Below are 12,266 nucleotides of genomic sequence, written 5' to 3'. Positions count from 1 at the left end.
GGGACAATCCATGTCAAGACGAGGAAACTGTTGGGATAATGCCCCCCAAGAATCTTTTTTCGGGCATTTTAAAGATGAAGCGCATATAAAAACTTGTACATCTTTTGCCCAGCTAAAACAAGAAATTAAAAACTATATCAAATACTATAACCAGCACAGATATCAATGGAATTTAAAGAAGATGACTCCTGTTGAATACAGAAATCATCTTCTCGCGGCTGCCTAACTTTTTTTAAAATGTCCTTTACAAAGGGTACAGATTAAAAATCATTCTTCCTTTTATAACATAAATCGTTCTATTGTTTGCTTTAACTCAGTTGCCTGTTTTTCTAATTGCTCTAACAACTGATTAATTGCTATCATATTTTTAGATTGTTGCATGGTTACCCTTGCAACTTCTTGTGAGCCTGCCGATGTTTCTTCTGCAATTGCTGCTACTGCTTTCGTTTGCGTACCTGTTACTTGAATATGTTCTACTTGCTCCTTCATATAACCACTAATCTTTTTCGTTGCATCTGCTACTTCCATAATACTTTCTGACATCTCTTTTAAAATCAATTCCGTTGCTTCTCCGCGCTTTGCTTCTTCGTTAGCAGACTTAACTTGCTCTGTCATTTGCATTGCTACTTGTTGTACTTCATTCTTCATATCGCAAAGTAACTGAGATATATTTCGCGCTGAATGATCGCTCTCATCAGCAAGCTTCCGAACCTCTTCTGCTACAACAGCAAATCCTCTTCCGTGTTCTCCAGCGCGAGCAGCTTCAATTGATGCATTTAGCGCCAATAAATTTGTTTGACTCGCTATTTCACTTACCACAGAAACAATATGTTCAACTTGTTTCATTCGTTCTTCTAATTTTTGCACATTGTGCATAGATTGTTCATTCTCTTTTGCAAGTGTCTGAATTCCTTTAATAAGTGATGTGAATACTTTCGTACTCTGCCCTAATGCTTGCACCATTTCAGAAGATAATTGATCGGATTGATTTGCCTTTTCTTCCACTTCACTAGCAATGGATGTTGTTTGGTCTACAGTGGAAACAATCGTCTGAATAGATGCTGCTGACTGTTCCGCTCCTGAGGAAATTTCAGCTAATGTTTCTGACACAACTTGTGCTTGCTTTGTCGCTTCATTTGTTTGTTTTCTAATTTGCTGCACTTGCATGTTTGTATAAGAAAATGTTGTATCGATATTGTTTACCATTGTGCGCAAATTTCCTAGCATCATATTAAAAGCAATGCTTAAGGATTTTATTTCATCATCTACTTTTGGTAATGGTACATTTTCACGAATATCACCTTCAGCAGCTCTATGAGCAGCTTCCTCCAATTTACGTAAAGGCTTAATTAAAAAAACTGCTGCAACATATGCTAGAATACCAGACCATATTACCCCTAACAGCATTACAACAATATTATAAACTGTTTGACTTACATAACTTTGAAAATAGTCGTACAACACATAAATAAAAAATAAACTTGTCGAATACGTAATCAATGCCAAAATTGTTGTAAATAACATAAGCTGCATACGTAAACCAAAAGAAAAGGTTTTCTGCTCTCTTTCCACCTTCGCATTCCTCCCCATTAACTATATAAATACTACTTCTATATTATTATCCATATTTTTATTATAGAAAGATATAAAGATTTTTAAAACACCTTATAATCAGAAAACAAATTGTAATCTTCTCCATATAACGAGAAACATACTATACTGGCTCATGAAATAATGTTTCATACATAACATCTAGAACTTTAAAAAATAGAGGATTTTGCCGTTTTATGACTAATAACAAAAAGAAGGAACACATTTATCAAAATATAAAATTCACTGGGGGTTTGGTATGATTCAAGTTCAAAATTTAGTAAAATCATTTGGCTCATTACATGTTTTAAAAGGAATTAACTTAGAAGTAAAGGAAAAAGAAGTTGTCGTTTTAGTTGGTGCAAGCGGTTCTGGGAAAAGCACTTTACTCCGCTGTCTTAACTTTTTAGAAATGTACGATGAAGGGAACATTCGTCTGCAAGGGGAACAAATTGATCCTCAACGTACAGATTTAAACAAAGTCCGCGAAAACGTTGGTATGGTCTTTCAACATTTTAACCTCTTTCCTCATATGACCTCATTAGAAAACATCACAGAAGCACCCATTCATGTAAAAAAGTTAGATAAGGCAAAAGCAAAAGAAATCGGAATGGATTTATTAAAAAAAGTTGGATTAGAAGATAAAGCAAATATCACACCACACTTATTATCTGGTGGTCAAAAACAACGTATTGCCATTGCACGAGCTCTTGCGATGAACCCCGATATTATGCTATTTGATGAGCCTACATCAGCTCTTGACCCTGAACTTGTTGGCGAAGTATTACAAGTAATGAAAGAACTTGCTAGTGAAGGAATGACGATGATTATTGTTACTCACGAAATGAGCTTTGCACGAGATGTAGCCGACCGCGTCATCTTTATGGATGATGGCCAAATTGTCGAAGATGCTCCGCCAGAACAATTCTTCTCCTCACCTTCAAATGAGCGAACAAAACAGTTTTTAAGAAATGTTTTATAGTGTCTAAAGACAAAGCAAGACGGACACATATACTACTACCCAACACCATATATAAAAATGTCCGTATTGATAGGAACAATATATAGGAGGGGTTATATGAAAAAGAAATTATTTACTGTCGCTGCAACCATTACGCTGAGTCTCTCTTTCATATTGGGAGCTTGTAGTAAAGAAAGTAGTACTACTTCTACAGATGGAAAAAAAGAATTTCGTTATGCAATGAGTGGATTATATAAACCTTTTAATTATAAAGAAAATGATGGGAAACTTATGGGTTTCGATGTTGAAATTGGAGAAGCTCTTGCAAAGAAAATGGGAATGAAACCTGCCCCCGTTACCAATCCTTGGGAAACATTAATCCAAGGTCTTCAGGCCAAAAAATATGATGTCATCTTAGGAAGTATGGCAATTACAGAAGAACGATTAAAGGCTGTTAGTTTCACAAAACCATATTATCGTTCTGGCGCCCAAATCTTCGTATCAAAACAGAATGATTCCATCTCCTCTGTTGATGATTTAAAAGGCAAAAAAGTTGGAGTTGTAAAAGCAAGTACATTTAAGGCACTTGTTGAAAAGCAAACAGATAAAATAACAGAATATGATAGCGACCTTACAGCTCTTATGGATTTAGAACCCGGTCGTGTCGATGCTGTTATTACCGACCAAATGGTTGGACTTCGCATGATAAAAGAAGGAAATTCTTCTATAAAAGAAGCTGGAAAACCATTAAACCTTGATGAAATGGCTATCGCTGTTCGCAAAGATGATAAAAAAATGGTTGAGAAAGTAAATAAAGCATTAGATGAGATCATTAAAGATGGTACGTACGAGAAAATTAGTAAGAAATGGTTTGGTCGCAATATTCTTGGAGAAGAGGAACAAACAAAATAAACAATTCTCCTATTCTGTAAAGAAATACGGTGCCCCACATAAATTGTGGGGTATTTATATCCACTATAACTCCTAACCAATATGAGGTGAAATGAATGATTGAGATTTTTTTATCTACTTATCCAACGTTGCTCAAAGCAGTTCTTATCACATTGCAATTGACTTTAACTTCTTTACTACTTGGTTCACTAATTGGATTACTATTTGCATTCTTTCGCATTTCAAACAACAAACTATTAAATAGTATTGCTCATATTTATATTGCTGTCATTCGCGGTACTCCCTTAATCGTACAAATTGCAATTTTGTACTTCGGTATTACTTCTATTGTTGTTTTCACACCATTTTGGGCCGGTGCCATTGCTTTAGCGATTCATAATGGTGCCTATATTACAGAAATTTTCCGCGGCTCGATTCAATCTGTAGACCGTGGGCAATTAGAAGCCGCCCGTTCTCTCGGAATGTCTTATCCACTAGCTATGCGTCGCATTATATTACCACAAGCATTTCGCCTTTCAATACCTCCTTTAGGAAATCAATTTATTATTGGGTTAAAAGATTCTTCCCTTGTTGCTTACGTTGGTATGTCAGAATTGTGGGGATCTGGGTTATCGATTGCCGCTGGAAATTACCAACAATTAAACACCTATATCGTAGTAGGTATCTATTATCTTGTCCTTGTTTTACTATTCACTTATTTCGTGAATCTCCTCGAAAAAAGGCTCAGTCGTAAGCAAAGTAACACTGTACAAATAAATAACCAAAAGGAAAAAGTCGTTTCTATATAGAAAAGCAAGCTACTGATTATAGCTTGCTTTTCTTTATCTACAATTATGAATTTGCCTTGTTCATTGATTCTTCTTTCATATACTCCTCACGATACGAAATATTCTCCGGATCTAGTCCATTTCCTAGCGACCCATAGAAATGCTTTTTTTGCGGATCAATCAATTCACTGCCTTCATAATACACGCGCGGTGTTTTCCAAAGTGCTACTAACGCTTTACTCATTGGCATTTCATGATAACGTTCCGGCCACATTTCTTTAATTTTCTCTTTTACTAATGGATAGTATTTCGAACTCATCGCAGGAAACAAATGATGTTCTGTATGATATGAAAAATTAAAATGTAATACATCAACCCAGCGTGGTACTGTTACAGATAAACAGTTTGCTAATGGATCATTTACAGGAACAATTGGATTTAAGCGATGATTGGTTGCAATATACGCCATTACAATAAAGTTCGCAATCAATAACGGAATCACATATGCAAACAACCATTTCATCGGTCCCATAATAAACAAGAGACTCATCCAGACTGTCCATGGCAAAAGAAGTTGAAGCCATACCGCTCGTTGATTCGACGTTTTAAATTCTTTTATAAAATGAAAGAACATTCGAGTTGAGTGTAATGTAAATTGAAACGTTAATGATAAAAAACTAAAGAATGAACGTACGTGAAGTGGTAAACGATACACCCATCTTAAAAATTGACTCTTTTTCAGCTTCTCAAGTGTTGGCCATGCATCTGGGTCGTTTTCTTCATGTTGTGTATGAACATGGTGCGTCGCATTATGCCACTTCCTCCAAAGCTTTGGTCCTGTAGTTAATGGCATAAATGCAATTGCTCCTAGTAAATCACGAAGCCACGCTTTTCTTACAACCGTTCCATGTAAAATTTCATGCCCTAAAAATCCAAGTGAAGCAAAACACAATCCAAGAACAATTGCAATTCCTAGATTTATCCACGCATTCAATTCAAACAACCCAATCGTTATTAATCCTGCTACTGCCACAAGCAAATAAGCTAATCCGCCAAATAGACGGGTCGGAACTGGTTTAAATGCTTTTTTTGGCAAGTGCGGTGATACACGTGCTGCATACCATCCAAACGTATGAAGCTCCTTCATCCTTTTGCTCCTTTCTTATGCCATGCTTACGCAAACTGCATAGATCAATTGTTGTTTCCAGATTGATACGACTAGATGATGCAAAAAAAGCATATATCATAAGTAAAATATACTCACTCTATCGTCACTTATTATCGCTTTTATTATCAATGAAAAACATTTCTCTTTTTACTCTCTATCAACCTTTCCACATGTTGAATCATATCAATAGACTTTCTGCATTGTCAACACATTTTATTACTAGGTCATAAAATGTGGTTATATTTTTATAATCATATCCTATTTTACCAAAGAAAAAACCTATGTTTTAAAAAGGGGTATCCATTATATTAAAAATCATTATTATACATAAAAAGCTCTTTTTTTATTAGATATAGATTGAGCTAGTTCCTATATAAATGTTTATTTCACAAAATATTCGCTCTTAAAACGAACGATAAAAAACTATATCAATATATCATTTCAGAAATATTCCTCCTAACAAAACATTTTACATTTCACACCAAATTTTCTCACATGAATTTCATATAAATGGGAAAAATGAATAGGAAAAATATCCTAAATTAGGAGGTTTGCATCATGAATAATCATTCTTTCCCTAAATTTCCCCATTCTTACTGGATGGACTCTACCTTACTCCCTACTTTTCCAGCTTTATCTGAAAATATAAAAACAGAAGTTGTCATTATTGGTGCTGGTATTACAGGAATTACGACTGCTTATTTACTCGCTAAAGAAGGTATGAAGGTTGTCTTACTTGATTCTGACCGTATCTTAAATGGGACAACTGGACATACCACAGCAAAAATCACCGCACAGCATGACCTCATTTATGATGAGCTCATCAACCACTTTGGTATAGATAAAGCACGCCTCTACTATGAAGCGAATCATCAAGCTTTACAATTTATAAAAGAAACAGTAAAAACACATCATATCGAATGTGGATTTACAGAAGAAGATGCCTATTTATATACAACAGGTAAAGATGAGTTAAGAAAGTTAATAAAAGAATACGAGGCATACAAAAAACTAAACATTCCGTGCGAATATGTAACGTCTATTCCAGTTCCTCTTTCCACTCAAGCTGCGCTTGTAATGAAAAAACAAGCACAATTTCATCCTCTTCACTACTTAAAAAAGCTTGTTGAGGAATTTATTAAAATGGGTGGTACCATTTATGAACATACAACGGCAATTGATATAGAAAAAGGATTTTATCCACAAGTCATTACAAAAAATGGACAACGTATCACTTCTGGATATGTCGCCCTCTGCTCTCATTTTCCGTTTTATGATAAGAGTAGTTTTTTCTTCACACGAATGTATGCAGAACGCTCCTATGTACTGGCTATTCAATCTAAAACAGAATATCCAGGAGGCATGTATTTAAGTATTGATAATCCTACACGTTCTTTACGATCCACAACGATAGACGGAACAAAACTGATTCTTGTTGGCGGTGAAAGCCATAAAACAGGACAAGGAATTAATACGATGCTTCATTATGAGGCGCTGCACTCCTTCGCTGAGGAAATATTTGAAATAGAACAGATTCCTTATAGATGGTCAGCACAAGATTTAATCACTTTAGATAAAATTCCTTATATTGGGCACATCAATGAAAATAATCCAAATATATTTGTTGCAACCGGATACCGCAAATGGGGAATGACGACCTCAACTGTCGCCGCTCAACTATTAACAACATCTATCATAAAAAGAAACAGTCCTTATAAAGAACTCTTTGCGCCATCGCGCTTTCATGCTGATCCAGACATAAAAACGTTTGCCTCTCAAAATCTAGATGTAGCTAAACATCTCATTGAAGGAAAACTAGAATTTGCTCTTCGTGAACCAGAAGATCTTGCAAATGGTGAAGGTGCTGTCGTAAGAGTGAACGGCAAACGTGCTGGTGCCTATAAAGATGATAATGGGAAATTACATATCGTCGATACAACTTGTACACATCTCGGATGTGAAGTGGAATGGAACAGCGGTGACTGTACATGGGACTGTCCTTGTCATGGCTCGCGCTTTTCCATTAATGGGGATGTAGTAGAAGGTCCTGCTAACCAACCTTTAAAACGAGTATATGAAGAATAACCTTACTTTAAGAAAAAATGGACTTATCCAACAGGCAGTTTCGATGAGTCCATTTTTCTGTATACTCACTTCATATCATATGTCCTTACTTTTGCTGAATCTCGAAGCAAAATGCGTATAAATAGCGAAAAAATTCGACAATTGAAGGGAATTGTTTATATATAACCAAATAATACAGTAAACCGAAAAAAAGAGGTGTATATGATGCAAATCTCTTCTCCTCATCCAGAATCCACAAAAACAGCCCTTTCAAATTCTACTACTAGGCTTGTTGTTCTGATCTGTTGGTTAGCTATTTTAGCTGATGGCTACGATTTAGGTATTTATGGGGCGATTTTGCCAACACTTTTAGAAGATCAAAATTGGGCTTTATCGCCGACTCAAGCGGGTACAATTGCCAGTTATGCTCTTTTGGGTATGTTTATTGGCGCCATTCTTGTCGGAACGATTACAGATTATATCGGCAGAAAATGGACCTTAGTATTTTGTTTATCTCTTTTCTCTCTAACAATGGGCTTAGCTGCTATTGCTTCATCTCCTGAATTATTTGGTTTTTTTCGCTTTATTGGCGGCATTGGTCTAGGCGGCGTCATTCCGACTGCTTCTGCACTTACAATTGAATATTCACCCGAGAAACGACAATCCTTTATTTATGCACTTATGTTTACTGGTTATCCATTAGGAATTGTGTTAGGAGCTATTTTATCCATCTTTATGTTACAAGATTTCGGTTGGCGAACAATGTTTGGTATTGGCATGATTCCTCTTCTTCTCGTTCCTATTATTATTCGTTACTTGCCGGAATCAATTCAATTCTTACTTTCACGCAATCGTCAAGAAGAGGCAATTCGAGTTAGCGAGCGTTTTCAAATCCAGTTACCTCAAAAACAAACATATAATCCCCCTAAGGAAAAGCAACAAAGTGGATATTTCGTATTATTTTCAAAACAATATGTAAGAGCAACCTTACTCTTTTGGCTCACTTATATAATGGGGATGTTTCTTATTTATGGATTAAATACATGGTTGCCCCAAATGATGCGGAAAGCTGGCTATCCGTTAGGCTCTAGTTTATCCTTCTTGTTAATGCTGAATATCACCGCAGCAATTGGAGCTTTATTTGCAGGAGCCATTGCAGATAGAATCGGGGCAAAAATCGTCATTAGCTTCTCTTACCTCATGGCCGCTATCTGTATCGGATTATTAACCATACAGACTTCCACTACTATGATTTATATTTTAATTGGAATTGCTGGAATTGGTTCCGTTGGTATCACACAAATATTAAATGCATATGTCACTCAGTATTTCCCTTCTCGTATACGTGCTACTGCTTTAGGCTGGGGACTTGGTCTTGGGAGAATCGGTGCGATTGCTGCCCCCATTATTATCGGTATCTTCATGACATTACAGTATAATCAAGTATGGAATTTTTATGTGTTTGCATTTGCAGGTCTAATTGCCGCTATTTCCGTTTTCTTTATTCCTAACCAGATTTCAAATCATGATAAGTAAGAGACTGTCCAAAAGTATACCTTTTGGACAGTCTCTTTTCTAATAGCGATGTGATAGCAAACTTTGCAAATCCGTTCCAATAGATTATAAATAATTTGTGTCTTTGTTGTAATAAAAAAGCATTTTTCTATAACTTTTTGACACAAGCGTTTCCACTCTTTTTAAATACAATCTCTCGAAACAAACGATTTAATTCCTCATTTTCTACTTCAGTTCTTTTTTCAACACGTTTTGCATATTCTTGATAATATGCGATTTGTTCCTCAAAAAACTGATGTAATCTAGGCATTCTCGGTAAAGTATCTAACGTACCTCCCCTTTTTTCATCCACCATAAATGCTTTATTTCCTCTAAAACACTATGTTCGAAAGAAAGTTCATTTATGACACGTGCAAATTCCACAGGTGGCACTGTTCCTTTCTCCTCTAGCCACTTACATGCTAAAATCGGACGTAATACATAAAAATATTTTTTCACCTGCATGTTCTCTCCCTGTAAAAACTCACGATAATTTTTCGAAGCCATATGCAAATAGTGGTACATTGTTGACTTGAGATTAAAACGATGTTCACTTATTTTCTGTAAACATGTTGATAAATTAGAGTTTTTAATATAAAAGACCGGAGAATGAATCCATTCTAATAAAGACGGATTTGATTTTGCAAATAATCGCAATGCCTTTCGAATATCCCATCCACTTATATCTAAAGTGTTATGAATGGGACATTCGATAACATCTCTCTTTTCATCTATAGATACATACCACTCCAAACGGTGAACATAGACAAACCGAACATCATAATCACTAGCTTTAGAATGCCATCCCCATGCACGACTGCCCGCCTCTACTGCAAATAAAATTTCCACGTCATGTTCTTTCTCAATTTTCGCTAATTCGACTAGAATTCTTTCTTTCATATGTATCTCCCTATTTTTTGATCATTTCCCTGGAAATTCGACAAGACATAACTAGCTGTCAGGAAGCCCCTGACAGCCTAACAAGCCAATCTTACTTCTGAACAATCACTTGTTCAATTTTTTCAATTTCCCTTTGTATTTCATCTTTATATGCATCAACTTTTGAAAAATCCATCGCCTTTATATAAATTCGCTCCAATTTATCTCGAACTGTTTTTGCTTTTGCTAAAAAGGATATTGCCTCATTCATTTTTGACTTATATCGTATTGATACTTCACGAATTTCCTTCGCATATTTTTCATCTGTACCCGGCGTAATAATGAGTTCATACATATCGATTACTTCATCACCCTCTCGACTCGGAAAATATTCGTGAGGCGCTGTACTATCGAATATCGCAAACCCTAATTCTCTTACAATTATCATATCCAGACTATTTGGATCAAATCCACAATGATACACTTCAACTTCGAATCTTTTTTCTTCTGCTGCAGCTGCTATTTTTTTTAGCATTGTCGATTTTCCAGACCCTGGGCGTCCTTTTATAAAATAGCGATGCGGGATATCCTCTGTTAAATTTGGTACAAAATCCACTGCTCCTTTTGGGGTTGCTGCTCCTAAAAAACGATGTTTCACAACTGCTTTTTCTCCTGTATGATGAGCAAATAATTTTTGAATAAGCTGATCTGTTAATTCATTTGCTTTTTCGAAATCAATGTTATCAATATAAATCTCTTCCCAAACATCATGTATCTCTAAAGCTTCTTGAAAGCAACTATACGCAGATTGAAACGCTCCGCTTGCTTCCGAAATATACCGCGCAATTTCTTTCTTATGTTTCTTTAACTCTTCCGCATCCCAGGCCGTTCCTAAATTCACATATTCCTCCACAACACCAGGCATCTTCGGCTCGATAACATGCGGCGCTGTTCCATCTACAATACCTACTTTTAATTTTGGAATAATGACACCATCAATTGATTTATTATCTGAAGAGCAATGTAAGAGTTCAATATCATACCCTTTTTCATTCCATTCACGCCCTATACTTTTCATCAATGATGATTTCCCTGTACCTGGGCCCCCCTTTAATATAAACAATCGATCTAACCCCGTTAAACATTCGTCAAATAAATTATGAAATCCTCGAGCAGTGTTTCCTCCAGCATAATAATTTAACACTTTCCCTGTCACTACACTCACTCCTTTGGAGCAATTTATTTACATAAGTTACAATATGCAATCCTTTTCTATTGGGTGAATACCTATTTTTATTCTTGCAATAAAAAAAGAAATACCTTACAATTTAAATAACGAAATTTTCAGACTCCATAACTAAATATACTTCTTATCAAGAGAGGCGGAGGGACTGGCCCTTTGAAGCCCGGCAACCTCAGTTACAAAAAACTGAACAGGTGCTAAATCCTGCAAAATGCAAAGCATTTTGGAAGATAAAATATATTTACATATAAATATGTAAAGCCCATCTTTCTTGATTTGAAAGATGGGCTTTTTCTCTATCTAACTTGATTTTCAAACCTCTATGTGCGGTTGAATACTTACTTCCTCATCTATAAAGAATGGGACTCTTTCAGTTTTTCAATTTATAAAAAACGATTGGAGGTATCACAATGAAAATAATTGATTTATCTCAAACGTTCGAAAACAATATGTCTCAATTCCCAGGCACTCCAGCCATTCATTTGGAAGCTATTACAAGTGTGGAAGAAGCAGGATTTCAAGTTACAGATTTCCACTCGGTTGTTCATGTTGGGACACACTGTGATGCACCTGCTCATTTTATTTCTGGCGCAACAACAATTGAACAATTGCCACTAGATCATTTTGTAGGAGAAGCGATTCTTATTGACGTAACAAATAGAAAAGAACGAAAATTACCAAAAGAGGTTCTTCATCATGCTGGAGTAAAAGAAGGCGATATTGTCATCTTCCGTTCGAATCTTTCAAATAAATGGAACACAGAAGCATATGAAAAAGGGGCTTTTTATCTTTCAGAAGAACTCGCCGAAGAATTGGTAAAATTAAAGGTAAAATCTGTTGGTCTAGACTTTATTTCTCCTGACGAAGTAACGACAAAAACTTCACCTATTCATCATATTTTACTCGGGAATGATATTTATTTAATTGAAAACTTAACCCAACCTAGATGAAATTGAAACAAAACGTTTCTTCTTTTCAGCAGCACCTTTAAAAATTAAAAATAGTGACGGTACTTTCGCTAATTTTTCTTCCAGTTGGCGAAACCATTTAGGATTGCTAAATACTTCTCCCGTTGAAAGAATCGCAAAATCTTTCAGACCCACATCCACACCAACAGACGACCCAGTT

The 12,266-nt window shown here is 35.8% G+C and carries 9 protein-coding genes, 3 pseudogenes and 1 riboswitch; of the genes and pseudogenes, 7 read left to right on the top strand and 5 right to left on the bottom strand.

What is annotated here, in order from left to right:
* Positions 1–226 (top strand): IS3 family transposase (locus MR056_RS21120; protein WP_242136689.1); only part of this gene is annotated, 226 nt, incomplete at its 5' end.
* Between the two features lie 53 nt (positions 227–279).
* Here MR056_RS21120 and MR056_RS21115 read toward each other — a convergent pair.
* On the bottom strand, positions 280–1,572 hold the full coding sequence (locus MR056_RS21115; RefSeq protein ID WP_011983462.1) for a methyl-accepting chemotaxis protein: 1,293 nt from the start codon (positions 1,570–1,572) through the stop codon (positions 280–282).
* Between the two features lie 277 nt (positions 1,573–1,849).
* Here MR056_RS21115 and MR056_RS21110 point away from each other — a divergent pair, with 277 nt between their 5' ends.
* The 3 genes from MR056_RS21110 (at position 1,850) to MR056_RS21100 (ending at position 4,251) form a co-directional block, all read left to right on the top strand.
* A complete protein-coding gene (locus tag MR056_RS21110; RefSeq protein WP_048724269.1) occupies positions 1,850–2,572 on the top strand; it encodes an amino acid ABC transporter ATP-binding protein in 723 nt (240 codons plus the stop codon).
* Between the two features lie 96 nt (positions 2,573–2,668).
* Complete coding sequence (locus MR056_RS21105) at positions 2,669–3,463, top strand: ABC transporter substrate-binding protein (protein ID WP_011983460.1); 795 nt, start codon at positions 2,669–2,671, stop codon at positions 3,461–3,463.
* Between the two features lie 95 nt (positions 3,464–3,558).
* Positions 3,559–4,251, top strand: a complete 693-nt coding sequence (locus MR056_RS21100) for an amino acid ABC transporter permease (RefSeq protein WP_011983459.1) — start codon at positions 3,559–3,561, stop codon at positions 4,249–4,251.
* A 43-nt stretch (positions 4,252–4,294) separates the two neighbouring features.
* Here the strand turns inward: MR056_RS21100 and desB are convergent, their stop codons facing one another.
* The gene (gene desB / locus MR056_RS21095; protein ID WP_011983458.1) at positions 4,295–5,377 is read right to left on the bottom strand and encodes a Delta(10) desaturase DesB; all 1,083 of its coding nucleotides are present in this window, start codon (positions 5,375–5,377) and stop codon (positions 4,295–4,297) included.
* A gap of 579 nt (positions 5,378–5,956) precedes the next feature.
* On the opposite strand from desB, the gene MR056_RS21090 reads away from it, so the two are divergent.
* Both MR056_RS21090 and MR056_RS21085 read left to right on the top strand, forming a co-directional pair.
* Entirely contained in the window at positions 5,957–7,483 is a 1,527-nt protein-coding gene (locus MR056_RS21090; RefSeq protein ID WP_011983457.1) for an FAD-dependent oxidoreductase, read from the top strand.
* Between the two features lie 204 nt (positions 7,484–7,687).
* Positions 7,688–8,998 carry an MFS transporter gene (locus tag MR056_RS21085; RefSeq protein ID WP_375293721.1) on the top strand — a complete coding sequence of 437 codons (1,311 nt, stop codon included), beginning with the start codon at positions 7,688–7,690 and terminating at the stop codon, positions 8,996–8,998.
* A gap of 127 nt (positions 8,999–9,125) precedes the next feature.
* Here the strand turns inward: MR056_RS21085 and MR056_RS21080 are convergent.
* Positions 9,126–9,916, bottom strand: a pseudogene (locus MR056_RS21080) (nucleotidyltransferase domain-containing protein).
* 91 nt (positions 9,917–10,007) lie between these two features.
* Complete coding sequence (locus MR056_RS21075) at positions 10,008–11,111, bottom strand: PRK06851 family protein (RefSeq protein ID WP_048724272.1); 1,104 nt, start codon at positions 11,109–11,111, stop codon at positions 10,008–10,010.
* Positions 11,112–11,262: 151 nt separating this feature from the next.
* A riboswitch (SAM riboswitch) is annotated at positions 11,263–11,375 on the top strand.
* A 173-nt stretch (positions 11,376–11,548) separates the two neighbouring features.
* On the opposite strand from MR056_RS21075, the pseudogene MR056_RS21070 reads away from it, so the two are divergent.
* Positions 11,549–12,158 (top strand): annotated as a pseudogene (locus tag MR056_RS21070) (cyclase family protein); the annotation flags it as partial.
* Here MR056_RS21070 and MR056_RS21065 read toward each other — a convergent pair.
* Positions 12,155–12,266: pseudogene (locus tag MR056_RS21065) on the bottom strand (RNA-guided endonuclease TnpB family protein); the annotation flags it as partial. The pseudogenes MR056_RS21070 and MR056_RS21065 overlap by 4 nt on opposite strands.

The organism is Bacillus cereus group sp. BfR-BA-01360 (assembly GCF_022663595.1).
GTDB classification, from domain to species: Bacteria; Bacillota; Bacilli; order Bacillales; family Bacillaceae_G; genus Bacillus_A; species Bacillus_A cytotoxicus.
This window is presented reverse-complemented; position numbering and strand designations above follow the sequence as displayed.

What these genes read in the sequence shown, in the direction of transcription:
- MR056_RS21105 (WP_011983460.1), top strand. Translation starts at nt 2,669, where the DNA reads ATGAAAAAGAAATTATTTACTGTCGCTGCAACCATTACGCTGAGTCTC.
- MR056_RS21090 (WP_011983457.1), top strand. Translation starts at nt 5,957, where the DNA reads ATGAATAATCATTCTTTCCCTAAATTTCCCCATTCTTACTGGATGGAC.
- MR056_RS21110 (WP_048724269.1), top strand. Translation starts at nt 1,850, where the DNA reads ATGATTCAAGTTCAAAATTTAGTAAAATCATTTGGCTCATTACATGTT.
- desB (WP_011983458.1), bottom strand. Translation starts at nt 5,377, where the DNA reads ATGAAGGAGCTTCATACGTTTGGATGGTATGCAGCACGTGTATCACCG.
- MR056_RS21100 (WP_011983459.1), top strand. Translation starts at nt 3,559, where the DNA reads ATGATTGAGATTTTTTTATCTACTTATCCAACGTTGCTCAAAGCAGTT.
- MR056_RS21085 (WP_375293721.1), top strand. Translation starts at nt 7,688, where the DNA reads ATGCAAATCTCTTCTCCTCATCCAGAATCCACAAAAACAGCCCTTTCA.